This is a genomic window from Parabacteroides provencensis (assembly GCF_900232875.1).
GTDB classification, from domain to species: Bacteria; Bacteroidota; Bacteroidia; order Bacteroidales; family Tannerellaceae; genus Parabacteroides; species Parabacteroides chinchillae.
Map to the genome: position 1 here is coordinate 1 of NZ_LT960489.1, position 21,040 is coordinate 21,040.

At 39.1% G+C, this 21,040-nt stretch carries 19 protein-coding genes, 2 tRNA genes, 1 other RNA gene and 1 pseudogene; 13 read left to right on the top strand and 10 right to left on the bottom strand.

Annotated elements, in window-relative coordinates; all coding sequences use genetic code 11:
* From CTY47_RS06820 to CTY47_RS06840, 5 genes are all read right to left on the bottom strand, one after another.
* Window positions 1–427 (bottom strand): D-Ala-D-Ala carboxypeptidase family metallohydrolase (locus tag CTY47_RS06820; RefSeq protein WP_099464827.1); only part of this gene is annotated, 427 nt, incomplete at its 3' end.
* A gap of 28 nt (window positions 428–455) precedes the next feature.
* Window positions 456–884 (bottom strand): HU family DNA-binding protein, encoded by a 429-nt coding sequence (locus CTY47_RS06825; RefSeq protein WP_099464113.1) that lies wholly within the window; start codon window positions 882–884, stop codon window positions 456–458.
* Window positions 885–1,237: 353 nt separating this feature from the next.
* A complete protein-coding gene (locus CTY47_RS06830) occupies window positions 1,238–2,134 on the bottom strand; it encodes a metallophosphoesterase family protein (protein WP_099464114.1) in 897 nt (298 codons plus the stop codon).
* Window positions 2,135–2,342: 208 nt separating this feature from the next.
* Window positions 2,343–3,203 carry a sigma-70 family RNA polymerase sigma factor gene (locus CTY47_RS06835; protein WP_099464115.1) on the bottom strand — a complete coding sequence of 287 codons (861 nt, stop codon included), beginning with the start codon at window positions 3,201–3,203 and terminating at the stop codon, window positions 2,343–2,345.
* Window positions 3,204–3,343: 140 nt separating this feature from the next.
* Window positions 3,344–4,885: a trypsin-like peptidase domain-containing protein gene (locus tag CTY47_RS06840; RefSeq protein WP_099464116.1), complete on the bottom strand. Its 1,542-nt coding sequence runs from the start codon at window positions 4,883–4,885 to the stop codon at window positions 3,344–3,346.
* 383 nt (window positions 4,886–5,268) lie between these two features.
* Between CTY47_RS06840 and rnpB the strand changes: the two genes are divergently transcribed.
* The 3 genes from rnpB (at window position 5,269) to CTY47_RS06855 (ending at window position 8,425) form a co-directional block, all read left to right on the top strand.
* An RNA gene (rnpB, locus tag CTY47_RS06845) (RNase P RNA component class A) lies at window positions 5,269–5,628 on the top strand.
* Between the two features lie 15 nt (window positions 5,629–5,643).
* The gene (locus CTY47_RS06850; RefSeq protein WP_099464828.1) at window positions 5,644–7,002 is read left to right on the top strand and encodes a YihY/virulence factor BrkB family protein; all 1,359 of its coding nucleotides are present in this window, start codon (window positions 5,644–5,646) and stop codon (window positions 7,000–7,002) included.
* Window positions 7,003–7,012: 10 nt separating this feature from the next.
* Window positions 7,013–8,425 carry an MATE family efflux transporter gene (locus tag CTY47_RS06855; RefSeq protein ID WP_233202119.1) on the top strand — a complete coding sequence of 471 codons (1,413 nt, stop codon included), beginning with the start codon at window positions 7,013–7,015 and terminating at the stop codon, window positions 8,423–8,425.
* A gap of 483 nt (window positions 8,426–8,908) precedes the next feature.
* Here CTY47_RS06855 and CTY47_RS06865 read toward each other — a convergent pair whose 3' ends face one another.
* Window positions 8,909–9,508 carry a riboflavin synthase gene (locus tag CTY47_RS06865; protein WP_099464118.1) on the bottom strand — a complete coding sequence of 200 codons (600 nt, stop codon included), beginning with the start codon at window positions 9,506–9,508 and terminating at the stop codon, window positions 8,909–8,911.
* A gap of 187 nt (window positions 9,509–9,695) precedes the next feature.
* Between CTY47_RS06865 and CTY47_RS06870 the strand changes: the two genes are divergently transcribed.
* Window positions 9,696–10,334 (top strand): hypothetical protein, encoded by a 639-nt coding sequence (locus CTY47_RS06870; protein WP_099464119.1) that lies wholly within the window; start codon window positions 9,696–9,698, stop codon window positions 10,332–10,334.
* A gap of 77 nt (window positions 10,335–10,411) precedes the next feature.
* On the opposite strand, the gene CTY47_RS06875 is transcribed toward CTY47_RS06870, so the two are convergent.
* Window positions 10,412–12,058: a diphosphate--fructose-6-phosphate 1-phosphotransferase gene (locus CTY47_RS06875; RefSeq protein WP_099464120.1), complete on the bottom strand. Its 1,647-nt coding sequence runs from the start codon at window positions 12,056–12,058 to the stop codon at window positions 10,412–10,414.
* 325 nt (window positions 12,059–12,383) lie between these two features.
* Between CTY47_RS06875 and CTY47_RS06880 the strand changes: the two are divergent.
* Window positions 12,384–12,575: pseudogene (locus CTY47_RS06880) on the top strand (carboxymuconolactone decarboxylase family protein); the annotation flags it as partial.
* A gap of 142 nt (window positions 12,576–12,717) precedes the next feature.
* Here the strand turns inward: CTY47_RS06880 and CTY47_RS06885 are convergent.
* Both CTY47_RS06885 and CTY47_RS06890 read right to left on the bottom strand, forming a co-directional pair.
* Window positions 12,718–12,791: transfer RNA gene (locus CTY47_RS06885), tRNA-Asp, on the bottom strand.
* A 31-nt stretch (window positions 12,792–12,822) separates the two neighbouring features.
* Window positions 12,823–12,896, bottom strand: a tRNA-Asp gene (locus CTY47_RS06890).
* A gap of 296 nt (window positions 12,897–13,192) precedes the next feature.
* Between CTY47_RS06890 and hisH the strand changes: the two genes are divergently transcribed.
* From hisH to CTY47_RS06930, 8 genes are all read left to right on the top strand, one after another.
* On the top strand, window positions 13,193–13,783 hold the full coding sequence (hisH, locus tag CTY47_RS06895) for an imidazole glycerol phosphate synthase subunit HisH (RefSeq protein ID WP_099464122.1): 591 nt from the start codon (window positions 13,193–13,195) through the stop codon (window positions 13,781–13,783).
* A gap of 7 nt (window positions 13,784–13,790) precedes the next feature.
* Window positions 13,791–14,510: a 1-(5-phosphoribosyl)-5-[(5-phosphoribosylamino)methylideneamino]imidazole-4-carboxamide isomerase gene (gene hisA / locus CTY47_RS06900; protein ID WP_099464123.1), complete on the top strand. Its 720-nt coding sequence runs from the start codon at window positions 13,791–13,793 to the stop codon at window positions 14,508–14,510.
* A 15-nt stretch (window positions 14,511–14,525) separates the two neighbouring features.
* Complete coding sequence (gene hisF / locus CTY47_RS06905) at window positions 14,526–15,281, top strand: imidazole glycerol phosphate synthase subunit HisF (RefSeq protein WP_099464124.1); 756 nt, start codon at window positions 14,526–14,528, stop codon at window positions 15,279–15,281.
* A gap of 13 nt (window positions 15,282–15,294) precedes the next feature.
* Complete coding sequence (gene hisIE / locus CTY47_RS06910) at window positions 15,295–15,891, top strand: bifunctional phosphoribosyl-AMP cyclohydrolase/phosphoribosyl-ATP diphosphatase HisIE (RefSeq protein ID WP_099464125.1); 597 nt, start codon at window positions 15,295–15,297, stop codon at window positions 15,889–15,891.
* 8 nt (window positions 15,892–15,899) lie between these two features.
* Window positions 15,900–16,574, top strand: coding sequence for a cell division ATP-binding protein FtsE (locus tag CTY47_RS06915; protein WP_099464126.1), 675 nt, complete (start codon window positions 15,900–15,902; stop codon window positions 16,572–16,574).
* A gap of 117 nt (window positions 16,575–16,691) precedes the next feature.
* Window positions 16,692–18,008 (top strand): aspartate kinase, encoded by a 1,317-nt coding sequence (locus tag CTY47_RS06920; protein ID WP_099464127.1) that lies wholly within the window; start codon window positions 16,692–16,694, stop codon window positions 18,006–18,008.
* A 65-nt stretch (window positions 18,009–18,073) separates the two neighbouring features.
* On the top strand, window positions 18,074–19,231 hold the full coding sequence (lysA, locus tag CTY47_RS06925; protein ID WP_099464128.1) for a diaminopimelate decarboxylase: 1,158 nt from the start codon (window positions 18,074–18,076) through the stop codon (window positions 19,229–19,231).
* A 5-nt stretch (window positions 19,232–19,236) separates the two neighbouring features.
* The gene (locus tag CTY47_RS06930) at window positions 19,237–20,406 is read left to right on the top strand and encodes a glycosyltransferase (protein ID WP_099464129.1); all 1,170 of its coding nucleotides are present in this window, start codon (window positions 19,237–19,239) and stop codon (window positions 20,404–20,406) included.
* Between the two features lie 2 nt (window positions 20,407–20,408).
* Here CTY47_RS06930 and cdd read toward each other — a convergent pair whose 3' ends face one another.
* Window positions 20,409–20,885: a cytidine deaminase gene (gene cdd, locus CTY47_RS06935; RefSeq protein WP_099464130.1), complete on the bottom strand. Its 477-nt coding sequence runs from the start codon at window positions 20,883–20,885 to the stop codon at window positions 20,409–20,411.
* Window positions 20,886–21,040 lie beyond the last annotated feature (155 nt).

Below are 21,040 nucleotides of genomic sequence, written 5' to 3' on the forward strand. Positions count from 1 at the left end.
GAATAATGATCTGCCGGCGATTTTCCCCATTTAATTTAAGCGATAAGTGCATAAAGCCTTTCAAGCGGTAAAAAATTACCTGATCAAAATTCAGTTTACTTTCTTTCAAGTCTTCCAATAATAGATTGCTTCCCAAAGTATAAATATCCACAGCTTCTCCCTTCCGGTGCTGGGAATCCCTTGCTCCTCTCACCCGACGGTTCAGCTCTTCACTCCGATAACCACTGCAAATCGGTATCGGCTTGCCATGGTATGCACGAAGTGGTTCCAGCAATTTGTCTACCAGATTCCGTATCCCTTTTACTGCATCTGAAGGGGGCGTATTATCCAATCCATTTTCTACAGCTACACGGCTATAGATAAATTCATCCATACAAAAATGTTCACTAATCCGATCCGTACGTTTTCTATTTCTATGTTGATTCATATCTTTATTTTTCGATTTAGTCAGACATTCATTCTACATGAGGACGGTCGCACTCCTTTTCTTCGACTTCCGGGACAATTCTGGTATATTCAAGCGCGTTTTTCGTTTCACGCAATTCGCTGCCAGGCGTAAAGATCAGTTTCGGCTTGCGAAGCATTGTCTGATCAAAGTCCCTAACATCGGTTACACCATCACTACTCACAGACATACGAAAATTGCCCAGTTCACCCAATTGCACGATACGCCCCTCCTGCAATTCCATATCCATTACAAAATTCAGATTATCCAAAACAGCTTTGACATCTGCACTCGAAACTGTACTACGGGCAGCAATCATCTTACATAGATGTTTCAAACCGGATATGCCATTGTTTATCGAAACAGCATAATTTTTTTTCTCCGAACCCCGAACACCCGGTCTGGACGGGCGTTGCACTAACTTAAATCCTTGCGCCATATTTTTTAATTATAAAAAGGTGTATGTGTTCCCTATTGAACACGACACAAAGGTAGGATGATCCAGAACCTCCACATTGGGGTACTTTTCAGCACATTAATCTATAGACCAATATATTATTTCCCAGAACCATTTCAAACACCAAACTATCGGCACATAACAGATTTCCCTGTTTTTATTACATATTCATACTATTTTTGCCGGATATATGTTCCTTCGTAGCGTCCAGACCTCATGGCCAACCCTATGGTATTATCTCACTAAGATCATAAAAGTCGTTCCCTACAAAAATAAACAAACTCATAGTTATAATTTTGGAAAGTTGTAACTATAAGTTGAAAAAATCATAACTATCAATTTCTAGCCATTACCTTATCTTCGCAATTATAAAAACCGTCCAGGTAAATATTCAAATCTTTATCTATTTCCACCACTGCAAAACTATTATTATCGGGCAAACTGCCTTCTATCATTCCTTTCATTGTAAAATAATGAATGCCTTCTTTAAAGCTATAATGGCCATAATGATGATGTCCCTGAAAAACAGCTATTACTTTCCGGCTTTGTTCAAGTACATCCACTATCTCATCCGCATTACTAACACAAACATCTTTTGATATATCCGAAAAGGCATCCAATAATTGATGTACAAACACGACGACAGGATATTTACTTTCCTCCAGTTCTTTTTTCAACCAGATTTTCTGGCCGGCCGGAATCATTGCTTTTGTCCAAACAAAATTACCACAGTCATAATCGGAACCGTCTTCATTAAAGTTTGCATCGAGAACAATAAACTTAACACCTTGCCGGATAAATGAGTAGAATGTTTTCCCTTGCGCTTTTCCATCATTTCTCGTATGTTCCAAATAGTCCTTCTTGGAGATACTATCCATATCATGATTACCCAATACATGATATACCGGTTTATTAAATGTACGCAAGGTTGTTTCTATTTCGTCCAGAAAAGACAATGTCTGCACCCTGTCCGGAAGTATAGCCTGATCCTTCAAATCTCCCAATTCAATTAAAAAGTCAAGTTTTTCATTATTAAAAACATGTATTGCTTCTTCCAGTTTTTGTTTGGATTGTTCATAAAAGCGCGTTTCCCACTTTTCCTTATGAGCAAAATGCAAATCCGTGATCAATCCAAAGCGCACCTTTTCATTTTCTTCAGGCAAATGAAACCCTGAACATGCCAACACAGCCATTCCCCCACACGACTTCTTAAAAAACATTCTCCGGTTCATAATATATCTTCTATTTAAGGAAACAAAGAAATGGCTATCTGCCACCCTGTCTTCAAAAACAACAACATAATAATATATAGCAAAAATAGACACATTCGGATGAAAACAAAATTCCTTTCGGGAGAAATTAAAATTTCTCCCGAAAGGAAATAAAAAAGCTCCATTTCCCGAAAGGAATATGGAGCCTAGTTCACCTCATCAACGGGGGTTAACCTAAATACGATTTGAGGAGCTTGCTACGCGTTCCTTGTCTTAATCTTCTTATTGCTTTTTCCTTGATCTGGCGGACGCGCTCTCTTGTGAGGCCAAATTTGTCGCCAATCTCTTCCAATGTCATTTCCTGACAACCAATACCGAAAAACATTTTGATAATCTCACATTCTCTTTCGGTCAATGTAGCAAGTGCTCTATCAATTTCTTTAGCCAATGATTCGTTCATCAACGACCGGTCAGCGATCGGAGCATCATCGTTCACAAGAACATCCAAGAGGCTATTATCTTCGCCTTCTACGAACGGGGCATCAACCGAGATATGGCGTCCGGATACTTTCAAAGTATCAGAAATCTTATCTACGGGAATATCCAATTCTTCTGCAAGTTCTTCCGGCGACGGTCTGCGTTCGTTTTCTTGTTCGAACTTAGAAAAAGCTTTACTGATTTTATTCAGTGAGCCTACCTGGTTCAAAGGAAGACGTACAATTCTTGACTGTTCTGCCAAAGCCTGCAAAATAGACTGACGAATCCACCAAACAGCATACGAAATAAACTTGAATCCTCTGGTTTCATCAAATTTCTCAGCAGCTTTTATCAATCCCAGGTTACCTTCATTAATAAGGTCGGGCAAACTTAGCCCCTGGTTCTGATATTGTTTAGCTACAGAAACGACGAAACGCAAATTAGCCCGAGTTAATTTCTCCAGCGCTCTTCGGTCTCCTCTTTTAATTGCCTGTGCCAATTCTACTTCTTCTTCAACTGTGATAAGATCCTCACGACCAATTTCTTGAAGATATTTATCCAGCGAAGCACTTTCGCGATTGGTAATGGACTTTGTAATCTTTAACTGTCTCATCCAATTGTTTTAATTGAGAATACGGGGTGCAAAGATAATAATATTTTATTGAAAGAATTGGCCGAATGCACCCCACATTCAGCCAATTATAAACCTTTAACAATCTTTTTACACCTATAAGACTAACTTATTTGTTTTTCTTATTCGGCCAGATCTATAGCATAGTACTTCGTACGTCCGTTCGGATAGAAACCTTTTATAAACAATCCCTGATCTTCGGAACGTCCCTGAAGTATGCTTTCCACAATCTTTTCCAAGTCTTCCGGGGTAGATATCTGTTGGTTATTAGCAATCATGATAATGAAGCCTTTCTTAATGCCGGCATCCTGCAATTTACCCTTGGTCAGTCCGGTAACTTCTATACCATAACTAACACCCAACTGCTGTTTTTGTTTATCCGTCAGAACTTTAAAAGCTGCGCCCAGGACTTCGGTACTGTCACCACCTTTGATAATCTGTGTACCACCTTGCATATTACGAAGTTCAACCGTAAACGTCTTAACCGTGCCATTGCGATCTACCTGAATCTCCACCTTATCGCCCGGACGATATTTACTGATTTGTTCCTGCAATACATTAGCAGATTTCACTTTTGTACCATTTACTGCAATAATCACGTCACCAATTTCGATACCGGCTTCTTTAGCAGAACTGCGTTCTCCGAAACCCGCAATATAAACACCTTCCGACACTTTAGTCTTCGACTTCATTGCTTCAAGTTCACTCTTACTTTTCGCATCCAGATTCGGCATACTCAAGCGCTCGGAAATATCGGATACGCTCAGGATATTAACTCCTAACATAGCTCGTTGCACAGTACCAAACTGCTTCAAGTCGCTTGCCACTTTACTGGCAATACTGATAGGCACGGCAAATGAATATCCCGCAAAATTTCCTGTCTGAGAATAAATAGCGGTATTGATACCAACCAGTTCTCCTTTTGTATTCACCAAAGCACCACCGCTATTACCCGGATTTACTGCTGCATCTGTCTGAATAAATGATTCGATCTTGCTTCCGCCACCCATTGAAAGACCGCGGCCTTTTGCACTCACAATACCGGCAGTTACCGTAGAAGTCAAGTTAAATGGATTACCGACAGCCAATACCCATTCGCCTACTTTCAATTTTTCAGAATCACCGAATGGTATAATAGACAAGTCTTTTGCATCAATTTTTAATAAAGCAATGTCTGTAGACGGATCGGCACCAATCACTTTGGCTGCAAACTTACGGTTGTCGTTTAGCGTCACTTCCAATTCATCTGCTCCTTCAATCACATGGTTATTCGTTATAATATATCCGTCTGTCGAGATAATCACACCCGAACCCGAACCTACACGCGGTTGTGGTTGCGGACGCTGAAACCCTCGGTTACCGAAGAAAAATTCAAAAGGATCAACATATTGTCCGCCTCCATCCGGTTCTTTCGCATTGGCAACAGCCTTAATATGGACTACACCATGAACCGTATTTTCGGCAGCTTTTGTAAAATCTGTATTTTCAGCAGCGACAGAGTTGTAATTTGCCAGTCGAAGGGGTTGCTTAAACGTGTTCTCCACTCCGGTAGCAAAAACGGGCTGTTCACTCTTCATCATGTAAGCGCTCGTTCCTATTGCAGCTCCCGAGCTTATTGCAGCCACGAGAACAACTCCAAGCATATTCTTCCACATTTTTTTCATATTTCTATTATTTAATTAAACACTTAAATTTAACAGTTTCTTTGCGACAAATTAAACTCAAAAAACGTGCAGATATTCCATTACACAATGTTTTTTTATCACTTTTAACGACGCTAATCCGTTGCTTAACTGCGCTTAACAGTACTGTGTATTACAAAGTACCTTTTTAACAATCTTAAATCTGCCAAATGGTCATACATTTATTATTATAACAGACAGGGCAACGAAAAGTTGGCAGTAAAAGAAAGCATGCTCCATTTCTTACGAATACCGCAACACAAGTTGTATATCAAAGGATTAAAGTTACTAATCAAAGACTATACAAAATAATTGTCAGGTGTCTGCAGCCAACTGTCAACTAAATTCCATATCTTTGTAGTATTGCAGTCTGCCGGTCTGTCGCTCATCTTCAAGATGGGAGGAAAGTCCGGGCAACACAGAGCACCATACTTCTTAACGGGAAGTTGTCTGTAAAGGCAAAGTAATGTAACAGAAAATAACCGCCGGATCCGTCCGGTAAGGGTGAAAAGGTGAGGTAAAAGCTCACCGGGTTCCGTAGTAATACAGAATGCCGTACATCTTATGGGTTGTAAGGTCATGTATACCGGCGCATGTAGGATTGCTCGTCCGATGCCGGGGGGTAGACCGCTAAAGCTTGCCGGTGACGGTAAGACGAGATAAATGGCAGACGCTTCCGCCAATTGGCAGAAGTACAGAACCCGGCTTACAGGCAGGCTGCATCTTTTAATATTTTCTTTATGAAAACATCTGATAAAAAGCCTATTGGAGAACGAATCCAGATATTGCTGACACGCACGATTCGTTTTGTCACTTACGATATCTGGCGGATTACCGAGAATGAAGTAAGCGGCCTGAAAGAGCTTTATATCAACACTATCAAAACCATTATTCTTGCCATTCGCGGATTCCTGAATGAAAATCTGCAAACAAAAGCATCCGCACTTACGTATAGTACACTTCTTTCTATTGTTCCATTGCTGGCAGTATTACTAGGTGTTGCCAAAGGCTTCGGATTTCAGGGTACGGTACGGGAAGAATTAATAGATTATTTTCCGGGGCATGAAACAGAATTAAACAAAGCATTCGAATTTGTAGAAAGTTATCTGGATCAGGCACAGGGCGGAATTATTATAGGCATCGGTTTTATTCTATTACTGTACACGGTTATCAACCTGATTTCTTCCATAGAAGACACCTTCAATGATATCTGGCAGATACAAAAATCACGTCCCTGGTATCGTAAAATATCCGATTATCTGGCCCTGTTTATCATTTTACCGGTATTAATGATGACCTCAAGCGGCCTTTCGCTATTTGTATCAACACTACAGAATTCTTTCCTGAGCAAGTATTTATTTTTCACGCCGCTAATGGAAATTATCCTGAATATAGCACCTTACCTTATCACAACATTAACGTTCACAGCATTATACATTTCACTTCCCAACACGAAAGTACGGTTCGTAAACGGATTGATTGCCGGATTCATCGCGGGTTGCGCTTTTCAGTTTTTCCAATTCATATATATAAGCGGACAGATCTGGGTCAGCAAATATAATGCGATCTATGGTAGTTTTGCGGCCTTACCTTTATTATTATTATGGTTGCAACTTTCATGGCTGATTTGCTTATTCGGAGCCGAATTAACTTATGCATCACAGAATGTGAAGAAATTCAGCTTTGAAAGAGACAGTAAAAATATCAGTCGCCGTTATAAAGACTTCCTCACCCTGCTTATAGCTTCACTTATTGTCAAGCGGTTTGTGAAAGGAGAAAAGCCTTACACTGCCGATGAAATATCCGATGCTTACCGAATCCCTATCCGGTTAACGACACAAATATTATACCTCCTGACGGAGCTAAATATTATCATCGAAGTAAATTATGGTGACGATGACCGCGTAGCTTACTATCAGCCGGCAATTGATGTCAACAAGATTTCCGTAAGCTACCTGCTGACAAAAATGGATGAATACGGTTCAGAAAACTTCAAAATAGACACATCCTGTTTATTCAGTAAAGAATGGAAAACCCTTTTAAAGACAAGGGAAGATATGATAAAAGCAAACGACAACATTCTGCTTAAAGACCTATAAACCGCTAAGAGTGGAAAATGAACAACTGACAGTTAAAGCAAAAAACAAGAATGACCTGACGCGCGGTCCTGTATGGAAAGTCATCCTAGGTTTTGCATTGCCGTTACTCATAGGTAATTTATTACAACAACTGTACAACATAACCGACAGCATCATTGTAGGCCGTTTTCTGGGAAAAGAAGCGCTGGCAGCTGTTTCGGCCTCATTCTTCATATACTACTTTATCATATCTTTTGTAATAGGAATAGGCAGCGGGACATCAGTCGTTGTGTCGCAATTTTTCGGTGCCAAAGAATATGGTAAAGTACAACGTGCTTTTTCTTCTTTCTTTATTTTTATGCTTGTTGCCGGCATATTACTGTCTATTACCGGAATGATTTTTGCAGAACCCGTATTCAGAATCACCAAAACACCCGAAGAGGTCATACCACAGGCAGTTGCCTATTTCCGCATTTATATAGGAGGGACTTTCCTGTTTGTAACTTTCAATAGTATTATTTCCATACTCCGGGGCGTAGGAGAATCTTTCCGTCCCATGCTGTTCATCTTACTTTCGACCCTACTGAATATAGCATTAGACCTGCTTTTTATTATCGGCTTCGGCTGGGGAATAGAAGGTGCTGCCCGGGCAACTGTTATCTCGCAAGGAATAGGCATGTGCGCCGCCCTAATCTATGTTAACAACCAACATCCGTTGCTTTCCATAAAAAAACAAGATTTATTGTTCGACGGAGCCTTGTTCAAAGAAGGCCTTAAGATAGGTCTGCCTACCAGCATACAACAATGCGCCATAGCTCTCGGCCTTATTGCCTTGCTGGGTATTGTGAACAGTTTCGGCACGGATACGCTTACAGCCTATGGTGCAGCAGGCAAAATAGACACCATAATTACCCAGGCCATACTAACCCTATCGGGAGCTCTGGCAGCTTTTTGCGGACAAAATATCGGAGCCGGACGATTAGACCGTGTCCAGAAGGGGGTACGTTTTTCGATGCTGATAAATGTAGTATTCAGTCTAGCTGTTTTTACTTCTATCTTCTTCTTCGGCGATACGATGATGCTTGCATTTACAAATGATCCTGCAGTTATTGACATAGGAAAAGAATACCTGCTGATTGTAGGCGCCTTTTTTATCGTACACGGAATGCTCAACATATTTAACGGAACTTTGCGGGGAGCCGGAGATACAGTCTTTCCGATGGCCGTAGGCATTGTATGCCTATGGCTTATTCGTATTCCACTAGCCTACTGGTTAAGTTCCATATTAGGAAGAAGCGGAATATGGTGGGCTATTTCTTTCAGTATCACAACAGGTACAATTATTACCTATATTTATTACAAAACCGGACGATGGAAAAGTAAGAACATCACAAATAAGACATCAATTCCCGAAAAAAATGATTTAGGAAATAGTAGTATTTAAGAATATGCTTTCTTCTGTTATCTTTTCTGCATTATTGAGAAAAGAAATATTCCAAATTATCTACCTTTGTTTTTTATAAAGAGTGGCTATATCCAGAGTTCCGAAGGTTATGGCTATCGGAAGTGTGATTTGTAAATTCAGTAACCGACCGACAGGACAAAAATCACGGATAGGAAATATCATTATTGTGTTCCTGCCAGTTATTCGTTTCTCTTTACGGTCTTATCTGCTTAATTGTATTTATTCCGTATAGTATTGTACCGGTTACTTTGTGTTCTGCCTGCTGCTGGTTACCGTGATAACGGTAATGGTAGTTCCAACAATCTGGCATCCAACGGCAACTATTGGTCTTCTACTCTTAATGCGTCAGGTAAGTCTCCTAAACTGAACTTCAACAGTAGTAGTGCCAATACGGGTGAGAACAACCTTGCGTACGGCTTCTCCGTCCGTTGTGTCCAAGCATTTACAGGCCACTCTTTTGATTCAATTCTTTATCATCTTGCTGATATACTTACCAACAATATCGAACTCAAGATTTACCACCGTACCTTTTTCTATCTGGCAGAAATTGGTATGATCATGGGTAAAAGGGATAATGGCAACCTGAAAACTATTCTCTTTTGAATTGCAAACAGTAAGGCTAACACCATTCACACACACAGAGCCTTTTTCTACTGTCAGATAACCTTGCTTGGCCATCTCTTTATCATAAGGATACTCAAAAGTATAATACCAACTGCCATTTGCGTCTTCCACATTAGTACAAACAGCTGTCTGATCCACATGTCCCTGTACAATGTGACCATCTAAACGTCCATTCATCAACATACTTCTCTCTAAGTTCACCAATGATCCATGTTTTAATAAGCCCAGATTAGAACGTTCCAATGTCTCCCGCATTGCTGTAGTAGTAAATGTATTTCCTTCTTTACGAACCACTGTCAGGCATACTCCATTATGCGCTACGCTTTGGTCTATTTTCAATTCATCGACAAAAGAGCATTCCATTGTAATATGTATATTATCCTTATCATGCTCAATGTTAACCACCCGCGCTGTTTCTTCTATTATTCCTGAAAACATAGTATTATTGTGTTGTTTTAAAAAATATTACCAGGCTCAAAGATACGTAATTTTACATTACTTGGTGTTAGCAATTCAATCCTCAATGATATAAAACATCATTTCAAAGAAGTACAGCAACTATTTTCCTTGTATTTTTCATATATTTGCAGTAATTAAACAGTATTAAAATAGAATCATCCGTATTATGGAAATAACGCCAAAAGAAAAAATACAGAAGGCAATGAGCCATTCGATATACCGCAGAGCCATGTTTATGCATCTTTTGCTAACCGGTTATAAACTTTTCAACTCTATCCAAACAAAAAAAAGATGCACGAATAGTGAGTTCACATACAAAGATGCAGAAGAAATTGCCAACGCTTTAGAAGAAATAGCAGGTATGGATGTTTCCCCCTCGCAACTTCTGTTCAATAAAAATGAACTGGCAGACAAACTACTTGACGACTATCAGAAACTCCAGTCTATGATGAACAGCACTTTCGATGAAATAACGCGTTCCATCGCAAATGCTTATTACCATCATTTATATTTTTATCGCAAACCGGATTTCGCAGGTGTTATCCATCCTGTATTAATTGCCTTGACAGCTTTTATGGATTATATAACCGGAGTTATCAATAAAGAGGAATTAAAAAATAATATGGTCGCTTTTGATATACGCAACAATGAAATGATCGTAATAGACTCCAAATATGCACGACATAATTTTATTAAGCTGGAAAAAGATTTCAACGATATCTGTATCAAGCACACAAACAGATTTCTGAAAAAACCCGGCAAAGATCAAAACAGCAACTGTTCAATCAATATTTCTATTTCTTAAAGGAGACATCCCCAAAAAGAAAAAGAGGTAAAACAGTTTTGCTCTACCTCTTTTTTGATCAATAAATATATCTTATATTACTTAGCCTGTTCCAGTTGCAAAGTCTTAGTAGGCTCGTCGCATACTTCTGTCGGACCGAAATACTGTATAGGACCCGGATAAACATAGCTGGTAGTCATAGCCCATTCATCACGGTTGGCTGCAAATTTCTTAAATGGAGCACCATCCAGTTTAACCAAAGCTTTCTGGATAACCGGTTTCATTTCGCCATGACGACGTTCCATATTCATCATCATAGTAACAGGAATACCACCGGCAATCCATTTGTCGGCCGGAGCAGTTGTGTTACGTACAGATGACATATAGCCCGTCTTGCCCGAAGCAATCAGGCAAGAAGCCGTATATCCCAAAGAATAACAGTAGTCGGCATCATAATTTGACGGAGCAGCGCAACGTCCTTCATAACCGAAGAAGTGATGTTGTGCAGCAAATTTACCAACATATTTACCTTCTGCTTTCCATTCAGCCAATTTCTTGCCAACCATTTCAGAGAGCAATTTTTCTGTTTCGATCAAAGAAACCTGGACATTTCCATGCGGGTCGCGATCCAAAGATAATTGACGAGCTACGCCTTCAGGAAGAGAGGCATACAGGTCTGAGTTTTCTTTTGTCAGCTTACTGATGATATATGCACGTTGTTCGCTCTTCTTAATCATCTTGAATTCTACATCGTTCTTAGCAAGGAAGTCATTCAATTCTGCAATCAAACGTTTCATAGCCGGAACAAATTCAATCAAGCCTTCAGGAATCAAAACCGTACCGAAGTTATTTCCCTCGACAGCACGTTTTGCAACAATCTCTGCTATATAAGTCACGATATCATCCAGAGACATGTTCTTTTCTTCTACTTCTTCCGAAATGATACAGATATTCGGTTGAGTCTGTAAAGCACATTCCAATGCAATATGAGAAGCAGAACGTCCCATCAATTTAATAAAGTGCCAGTATTTTTGTGCAGAATTACAGTCACGTTGAATATTACCAATAACTTCTGAGTAAACTTTACAAGCAGTATCGAAGCCAAAAGATGTTTCGATCTGTTCATTCTTCAGGTCGCCATCAATCGTTTTCGGACAGCCAATTACTTGTACACCTGCATTGATAGCCTTATAATATTCGGCTAATACACAAGCATTTGTATTTGAATCGTCGCCACCAATAATAACCAACGCCTTAATGTCCAATTGTTTTAAGATTTCAAGACCTTTGTCAAACTGTTCTGTCGTTTCCAGTTTAGTACGACCGGAACCAATCATATCGAATCCACCGGTATTACGATACTCATCAATAATATCGGCAGTAAGTTCCATATATTTGTGATCAATCAAACCGCCCGGGCCAAGGATAAAGCCATATAAGCGAGAAGTTGCGTTATGAGCTTTGATTCCGTCAAACAAACCGGCAATCACATTATGACCACCAGGAGCCTGACCACCGGAAAGGATCACACCCACATTCATAGCCGGCATTGCTTTCTTTTCATTACTTTTTTCGAAAGTAACGATAGGCATACCATACGTGTTAGGGAACAATTTCTTGATTTCTTCCTGATCGGCCACTGATTGAGTATACTCGCCATCTACAGCCTTAACAGCACTTTTCAAAGCAGCAGGTACCTTTGGTTGGTAAGCTGCTCTCGCGATTTGTAATGCACTCTTTGTCATTTCTTAATCTTATTTATTTAGAAATTATCTGATTCATTTTCAAAAGCGGTGCAAATATAGAATTTTTTCTTCAATTTCACATACAATCTGTTTGTCGATTTTAAGGAACATGCCCGTACTAATGATTTTACAAAAAGATCGGGATGATTTTTAGAAATCATCCCGATCTTTTTATTATATTGTTTATAAAGAAGTCGACTATTAATTTTCACACTCAAAAAAGCATTCGGATGAAACTTTAAAATCATTAATCTGTAATCCGGGTATTTTTTTCCGTAATTTATCTACAATACATATCCTTGGTTATTTCTTATGTTTGTAACATCTGGAAGGAAAATTAAGAGAAATGATCACAATCGTTACTTTAACTACACAACAAACTCTACCCCAATTAAAAGCACACACAAACGCAGCCCTCAACATAGGAATCAGTCCCATTAAAATTCGAGAAGCTATTTATCAATTCGCTCCATTTATTGGTTTTCCTAAAACACTGAATGCGATAAACATTATCAACAGCAACTAGCAATAAAACAATACCAATCCTGATTTCGTACTTTTCAGGTAGACAACCAGCAAAGAAAGGATAAGTAAGAAAAAAGAGACTGTCTAACTTTTTATTAAACAGTCTCTTTGCTTTAATTTGCTATTTGCTTTCGCGGTGCGTACGGGACTCGAACCCGTGACCCCATGCGTGACAGGCATGTATTCTAACCAACTGAACTAACGCACCAATTATAAAAAAGGAACTTCCAAATATTGTGCGGTGCGTACGGGACTCGAACCCGTGACCCCATGCGTGACAGGCATGTATTCTAACCAACTGAACTAACGCACCAATATGTTCCTAAAGACAACCTCTCTCGATTGCGGTGCAAAGGTAAATATTATTTTCATATACACAATAGGCCAAGGAAATATTTTACAAACATTTTCTACACCTATGCTGAAAATCAATACATAAAGGCCTTAAATTCATTATAAAGATAAAATCAGCAAGACATAATCTTTAAACCACTATCCAAACAGGCAGTTTATTACAAATCAAACCCTTTTTGCAACTTTTCATCAACTATATATAATATGTTATGATAATTTGCTACTTTTGCATCTCAATATAAAAGCGTAACAAGAATGGATGTAGCCATTATTAAATATAATGCCGGAAATATTTACTCTGTAGACTACGCATTAAAGCGGCTAGGCATTACTCCCGTTATTACAGCTGATCCGGAAATTCTTTGCAAAGCTGATAAAGTTATCTTCCCGGGTGTTGGTGAAGCTTTCACTACAATGGAATATTTAAAGGAGCATAAACTTGACAGCTTAATCCGTAATCTAAAACAGCCGGTGCTTGGCATTTGCCTTGGCATGCAATTAATGTGCCGGCATTCGGAAGAAGGAAATGCCAATTGCCTAGGTATATTCGATACGGATGTAAAACTATTCGCTCCCAGAAAGCATGAAGACAAAGTGCCTCACATGGGCTGGAATACACTTACCAATGTTAAAAGTAAATTATTTAACGCAGGATTGGAAAACAAATTTGTTTATTTTGTACATAGTTACTATGTGCCAATAAACAATTATACCGCTGCAACTACCGACTATATACTTCCTTTTAGTGCTGCACTGCACAAAGATAATTATTATGCAACACAGTTTCATCCGGAGAAAAGTGGTTCGGTTGGCGAAATTATTTTAAATAACTTCCTAAAATTGTAACAGCAATATGATAGAACTTATTCCTGCTATCGACCTGATTGACGGTAAATGTGTACGTCTGACTCAAGGAGATTATAGCACAAAAAAGATATATAACGAAGACCCGTTGGAGGTCGCTAAAATATTTGAAGATCACGGGATACGCCGTCTTCATGTAGTTGATCTTGATGGCGCCCGTGAAGGACGGATTATCAACTATCGTACTCTTGAACGAATAGCCAGCCGTACCTCTTTAATCATAGATTTCGGAGGAGGACTAAAACAAGAAAACGATCTGGAAATTGCTTTCGAAAGCGGTGCACAAATGGTTACAGGAGGAAGTATTGCTGTAAAAAAACCGGAAATTTTCACTTCATGGATTAAAAAATTCGGAAGCGAAAAGATTATTCTGGGAGCAGATGCAAAAGATAAAAAAATTGCAATTAGCGGATGGGAAGAAACTACAGATAAAGAATTGATTCCTTTTATACAAGATTATTATGATAAAGGAATCACAAAAACCATCTGTACGGATATATGTAAAGATGGTATGCTACAAGGCCCTTCCATCGAACTTTATCAAGAGATCCGGAAAATGATACCTTTTATTTATATTATTGCAAGCGGCGGTGTTAGCTCTATTGAAGACATCGAAAAATTAATAGAGGCCAAAATCCCTGCTGTTATCTTTGGCAAAGCTATTTACGAAGGTAAAATCCAGTTGAAAGACTTGATTAAATTCACTTAATCATCGAAAGGATATATGCTTGCAAAAAGAATCGTACCGTGCCTGGATATTAAAGACGGAAAAACAGTCAAAGGAATAAATTTCGTCAATTTCCGCGATGCCGGCGACCCTGTTGAACTGGGTGCCCAATACAGCCGTGCCGGAGCGGATGAGTTGGTATATCTAGACATTACAGCCTCGCATGAAGGGCGGAAAACTTTTACCGAACTGGTAAAAAAGGTAGCAGCAAACATCAGTATACCATTTACCGTGGGTGGAGGCATCAACGAAATGAAAGATGTAGACCGGTTATTAAGCGCCGGAGCCGACAAAGTATCTATAAATTCTGCCGCTTTACGTAATCCTGACCTTATAGAAGACATTGCAAAAAACTTCGGGAGCCAGGTGTGTGTAGTAGCTATTGATGCGAATTTTGAGAATGGAAACTGGATTTGCTATTTGAATGGTGGACGCATTGCAACAGATAAGAGTCTATTTACTTGGGCTGCAGAAGCAGAAAGCCGCGGAGCCGGAGAAATTCTATTCACAAGCATGACACACGACGGTGTAAAAGACGGTTATGCCAATAAAGCGTTGGCTACATTAGCAGATTCTCTACATATCCCAATAATTGCATCCGGAGGTGCAGGAAAGAAAGAACATTTCCGCGATGCATTCACATCAGGAAAAGCAGATGCAGCTTTAGCTGCAAGTGTATTCCATTTCGGCGAAATAAGTATCAGCGATTTAAAGCAATATCTTTTGAACGAAAAAATCAATGTAAGAATATAAACGATATAAGAAAATGAAATTAGATTTTGAAAAAATGGGCGGCCTGATTCCTGCTATTGTACAGGATGTTAACACAAACAAAGTATTGATGTTGGGCTTTATGAACGAAGAAGCTTACGAAGAAACAAAAGAAACAGGCAAAGTTACATTTTTCAGTCGCACCAAAAACCGCCTGTGGATGAAAGGCGAAACAAGCGGTAACACATTACAGGTTGTAAACATGATGGTGGATTGCGATAATGATACGATCCTGATTAAAGCTATTCCTGCCGGTCCTGTTTGCCATACAGGTGCGGATACTTGTTTCGGAGAAAAGAACATAGAAGACATTATGTTCCTGAAATACCTTCAAGACTTCATCGAACGCCGCCGTCAGGATATGCCGGAAGGTTCATATACGACCTCACTATTCCAAAAAGGTGTAAACCGCATGGCACAAAAAGTAGGCGAAGAAGCTGTCGAAACCGTTATCGAAGCAACAAACGGAACAGAAGATGGTTTTATATACGAAGCCTCCGACTTAGTTTATCATCTCATTGTATTGCTTACAAGCAAAGGACTTCGTCTGGAAGACCTTGCCCGTGAGCTAAAGAAAAGACATAAAGGCTAATAATAATTATGGAAGAAATTCTGCTCAAATTAGAAGGTATAGAAATATGCCGGGATGAAAATGTAATTTTGCATGATGCATCTTTTACGCTTCATAATGGAGAATTTGTATATGTTATCGGAAAAGTGGGATCAGGGAAAAGCAGCTTGCTAAAATCGCTGTATTGCGAAATTCCCATCATACACGGCGAAGCTTGGCTGATGAATTACAATCTTTGCAAAATGAAACGGAAAGACATCCCTTTCCTTCGCAGAAAACTGGGCATCGTCTTCCAGGATTTTCAACTGCTAACCGACCGTTCTGTCACAAAAAACCTGGAATTCGTACTGAAAGCAACCGGATGGAAAAAAAAGACAGAAATCAGTTCCCGTATTACAGAAGTGCTTACTCAGGTCGGTATGCAGGATAAAGGATATAAAATGCCACACGAATTATCCGGTGGCGAACAGCAGCGTATTGTTATAGCGCGCGCTTTACTAAATGATCCGAAGCTGATTTTAGCAGATGAGCCAACAGGCAATCTGGATCCGGAAACCAGCGGACAAATAGTACAGTTATTACACGATATTTGTCAAAAAGGAACAGCAGTAGTAATGACTACTCATAATTATACTTTAGTGCACAACTATCCGGCACGTATCGTAAAATGCGAGAATGCGTGCCTAAGTGATGTAGGAGAATAATTTTTTATTTACCTTTGCAACGCATTTACATACAGGAATATGTATTCTGTAATTATACATCCCGGATAAATCCGGTTTCGATAGAAAAGACGAACAATTTAATACAGTAAAAAGAAAATGAAAGTTTTAAAGTTTGGCGGTACTTCTGTGGGGTCAGCAGAAAGAATGAAAGATGTAGCAAAACTAATTTCAGGCGAACGTAATATCATTGTATTGTCTGCCATGTCAGGTACAACCAACTCATTGGTAGAAATCTCCGAATATCTGTATAAAAAGAATCCGGACGGAGCGAATGAAATTATCAACAGACTGGCTCAGAAATACTATGGACATATTGATGAATTCTATAGTACTGACGAATATAAGCAGAAAGCCAAAGAACTTATAAAATCACATTTCGATTATATCCGTACATTTACCAAAGACCTTTTTACTTTATTTGAAGAAAAAGTCGTATTAGCCCAAGGAGAACTTATGTCTACCGGAATGATGAACTTATACCTGAATGAACAAGGTATCAAGTCCGTTTTAATTCCGGCGCTTGAATATATGCGCACAGACAAAAATGCGGAACCCGACCCTGTTTATATCAAAGAAAGACTTCACAAGCTTCTGAGTAACCATGAAGATGCAGACTTATTCATTACACAAGGATATATTTGCCGCAATGCATATGGTGAAATTGACAACTTACAGCGCGGTGGCAGCGATTATAGCGCATCACTTATCGGTGCGGCCGTTAATGCGGAAGAAATCCAGATTTGGACTGACATAGATGGCATGCACAATAATGATCCCCGTTTTGTAAACGGAACATCACCTGTTCGCCACTTGCATTTTGAAGAAGCAGCAGAATTAGCATACTTCGGTGCAAAGATACTCCATCCTACTTGTATTTTACCGGCAAAATTGAATAATATACCAGTCCGTCTATTGAATACCATGCAACCCGATGCTCCGGGTACATTAATTTCCAACACAACGGAAAAAGGTAGAATTAAAGCTGTCGCCGCAAAAGACAATATCACTTCCATCAAGATTAAGAGCGGACGTATGTTGCTTGCTACAGGTTTTCTACGTAAAGTATTCGAAATATTCGAAAACTACCAAACTCCAATTGATATGATTACGACATCTGAAGTGGGTGTTTCTGTAACTATCGACAACCGTAAACATCTGGAAGAGATTGTTGACGACCTAAAGAAATACGGAACAGTAACAGTTGATGAAGAAATGGTCATTGTTTGTGTAGTTGGAGATTTAGAATGGGACAACGTAGGTTTTGAAGCTTGTATTGTTTACGCATTAAAAGACATACCGGTTCGTATGATTTCATACGGAGGAAGCAATTACAACGTTTCGCTCCTTATCAAATCGGCCGACAAAAAAAGAGCGCTGCAAGCATTAAGCGATCATTTATTCAATAACAAATAAATAACTTAAACAAGGGCAGCCTTTTCAGACTGCCCTTATTTATCTTTATATAATTTCTTACATATATGCTCAAAGGAACATTCCCTGTAGAAAAATTCAAGGCGATACAAACGCCATTTTATTATTACGATGTCGAGTTGCTGAAAGAGACACTCTCAATAGTAACTACCGAAGCAGGCAAATATGGTTATCACGTTCATTACGCAGTAAAAGCCAATGCCAACCCTCGCATACTTTCCATTATATCCGAATTCGGATTAGGCGCAGACTGCGTTAGTGGCGGCGAAATAAAAGCAGCTCTTGAAGCGGGCTTTCCTGCTAACAAAATTGTATATGCCGGAGTCGGTAAAGCGGATTGGGAGATTAACTTAGGGCTGGATAACGATATTTTCTGTTTCAATGTCGAATCGGCTGCAGAACTACAAATTATCAACGAATTGGCTATTGCTAAAAACAAGGTAGCACCCATAGCCTTACGTATCAATCCGGAAGTAGATGCACATACGCATGCTAAGATCACCACAGGGATGAAAGAGAATAAATTCGGCATAAATCTGAGTCAACTAGGCCATGTATTAAGAGAGATCGGTTCGTTGAAAAACATTAAACTAATCGGGATACATTGTCACATAGGTTCACAAATCACCGACATATCTGCATTTCGTGGTTTAGTAATTCGCGTAAACGAAATACAAGAAGAACTTGAAGCACGTGGTATTCAGATACCGAATTTAAACTTCGGAGGAGGTTTAGGGATCGATTACTACCATCCGAACCATTTACCTATTCCTGCTTTCGACAACTATTTTGCCGTGTTCAAAAAATTGCTTCAACTTCGTCCCGGGCAACAGGTTCATTTTGAACCCGGACGTTCTGTTGTTGCTAATTGCGGTACATTAATATCAAAAGTATTATATGTCAAAGAGGGGGAAACAAAAAAATTTGCAATTCTGGATGCTGGCTTTACAGAGCTTATCCGTCCGGCAATGTACGAAGCCTACCACCGTATAGAAAATATTTCCAGTGATGAAGAAGTAGAAATATACGATGTCGTTGGACCTATCTGTGAATCATCCGATGTATTCGGAAAAGACATAGAGCTGAACAAAGCACATCGTGGAGACTTGATCGCTTTACGCTCTGCAGGAGCTTACGGTGAAGTCATGGCTTCTCAATATAACTGTCGACAATTACCAAAAGCATATTATTCAGATACATTATAGATATAATGGAACAAATATTTGTATTCAATACAATAGAGATTGCTTTTATGGGGGCAGTCTCTATATTATTTACCATACAATTATTATACTATTTGGTCATTTATGCGAGACCTATCCGGACTTCTGCTAATAAAATGCCATTGGCTTCAGGCGGTCAACCGCCTGTATCTGTTATTGTCTATGCTAAAAACGAATCCGAAAACCTGGAGAAATATCTGCCGTCACTTCTCACGCAAGATTATCCGGACTATGAGATAATTGTCGTAAATGACGGATCTACAGATGAAAGCGACAATGTCCTGAAAGCCTATGAAAACGAATATAAACACCTGTATCACACCTATATCCCCGAGGATGTAAAATACCTGAGCCGTAAAAAACTTGCTCTCACAGTAGGAATAAAAGCAGCTAAAAATGAAATACTTTTATTTACCGAAGCAAATTGTTATCCGTTAAGTAATAGATGGATTCATGCCATGGCAAAAGCATATCAGCCAACCACATCCATTGTTTTAGGTTACTGTGCTTATGGAAATCATAAAGGTTTTCTACACAAACTTATAGCTTACGACAATCTGTTAAGCGGAATCCAATACATATCATCAGCCTTAGCCCAACATCCTTATACGGGAAATGGAAGGAATTTATCGTACACAAAAGACCTGTTCTTCAAACATAAAGGCTATTACAAATCATTAAATCTGCATGCAGGAGATGATGACTTATTCATCAATGAATCAGCCAGCAAAAATAATACAATAGTGGAATATTCGGCCGATAGCATCACTGAAATGGCTAAAATAGAATATTTCAAAATATGGAAGGAAATGAAAGTATCGCGGGCAGCAACCCGACGGTTTTATAAAGGTAAACGCCTTATGTTTTACAGAATGGAGACAATGAGTTTCTTCCTTTTTCTGGCATTTGTCATTGCATCCATCATATTTGGTATTCAAAGCAACTGGTTAATAACAATATGGGGAATACTACTCTATATAATACTTTTCATTACAAAAGCTGCGATTCTGCATAAGTCTGCCAAATTATTACAACAAAAGCCTTTAACAGGCTGGCTCCCATTCATAGAAATAGTACAACCGATATTCAATCTATACGTACGTATTTACCGCATATTCAGAGGAAAAAATGACTATACATTTCGTTTAGGGAAATAACACTAAGGTAATTCATCTCCGTTAAAACAAAGAGGTAATAAAGCCTTCGCACTTTCAATTACAGAAACATGGCCTTTGTTGTAAAGGAGTATTTTAACCGGCGAATTATAGCGTTTTTCCACTTCCAGCAAAACCTGACGGCAAGCTCCACAGGGCGTGATATTCTGTACCTGTTTACCATCGGATATAGCAGCAACAGCAATAGCACATACCGGAATTCCAGGGTATTGAGCACCTGCATAAAACAAAGCAACCCGTTCTGCACACAATCCTGAAGGGTAAGCTGCATTTTCCTGATTACTTCCACAAACTATTTCTCCGTTTGCCAACAATGCAGCAGCACCAACCTGAAAATGCGAATAAAATGCGTAAGCTGTTTCTGCAGCTTTTAATGCTTTTTGAGCAAGTTTCCGAAACTCGTTAGACAGTTCATCAATTTGTAACTGAGTTACCCGAATTTCAAATATTATTTCCTTCATGCTTCCGACTCTTTATATTGGCAAATATATAAAATATATAACGAAAATCATCCCGATCATTTTTTCATTTCATCGGGATGATTTAAAAAAATGATCGGGATGATTTTTTTCTTTCAAACTTAAAAATACAATTTATCTGCTGAAACAGTGAGATA

Excerpts from the sequence above, each read along its gene's own strand:
- CTY47_RS06825 (WP_099464113.1), bottom strand. The coding sequence starts at position 884 with ATGGCGCAAGGATTTAAGTTAGTGCAACGCCCGTCCAGACCGGGTGTT.
- CTY47_RS06830 (WP_099464114.1), bottom strand. The coding sequence starts at position 2,134 with ATGAACCGGAGAATGTTTTTTAAGAAGTCGTGTGGGGGAATGGCTGTG.
- CTY47_RS06835 (WP_099464115.1), bottom strand. The coding sequence starts at position 3,203 with ATGAGACAGTTAAAGATTACAAAGTCCATTACCAATCGCGAAAGTGCT.
- CTY47_RS06840 (WP_099464116.1), bottom strand. The coding sequence starts at position 4,885 with ATGAAAAAAATGTGGAAGAATATGCTTGGAGTTGTTCTCGTGGCTGCA.
- CTY47_RS06850 (WP_099464828.1), top strand. The coding sequence starts at position 5,644 with ATGAAAACATCTGATAAAAAGCCTATTGGAGAACGAATCCAGATATTG.
- CTY47_RS06865 (WP_099464118.1), bottom strand. The coding sequence starts at position 9,508 with ATGTTTTCAGGAATAATAGAAGAAACAGCGCGGGTGGTTAACATTGAG.
- CTY47_RS06870 (WP_099464119.1), top strand. The coding sequence starts at position 9,696 with ATGGAAATAACGCCAAAAGAAAAAATACAGAAGGCAATGAGCCATTCG.
- CTY47_RS06875 (WP_099464120.1), bottom strand. The coding sequence starts at position 12,058 with ATGACAAAGAGTGCATTACAAATCGCGAGAGCAGCTTACCAACCAAAG.
- hisH (WP_099464122.1), top strand. The coding sequence starts at position 13,193 with ATGGATGTAGCCATTATTAAATATAATGCCGGAAATATTTACTCTGTA.
- hisA (WP_099464123.1), top strand. The coding sequence starts at position 13,791 with ATGATAGAACTTATTCCTGCTATCGACCTGATTGACGGTAAATGTGTA.
- hisF (WP_099464124.1), top strand. The coding sequence starts at position 14,526 with ATGCTTGCAAAAAGAATCGTACCGTGCCTGGATATTAAAGACGGAAAA.
- hisIE (WP_099464125.1), top strand. The coding sequence starts at position 15,295 with ATGAAATTAGATTTTGAAAAAATGGGCGGCCTGATTCCTGCTATTGTA.
- CTY47_RS06915 (WP_099464126.1), top strand. The coding sequence starts at position 15,900 with ATGGAAGAAATTCTGCTCAAATTAGAAGGTATAGAAATATGCCGGGAT.
- CTY47_RS06920 (WP_099464127.1), top strand. The coding sequence starts at position 16,692 with ATGAAAGTTTTAAAGTTTGGCGGTACTTCTGTGGGGTCAGCAGAAAGA.
- lysA (WP_099464128.1), top strand. The coding sequence starts at position 18,074 with ATGCTCAAAGGAACATTCCCTGTAGAAAAATTCAAGGCGATACAAACG.
- CTY47_RS06930 (WP_099464129.1), top strand. The coding sequence starts at position 19,237 with ATGGAACAAATATTTGTATTCAATACAATAGAGATTGCTTTTATGGGG.
- cdd (WP_099464130.1), bottom strand. The coding sequence starts at position 20,885 with ATGAAGGAAATAATATTTGAAATTCGGGTAACTCAGTTACAAATTGAT.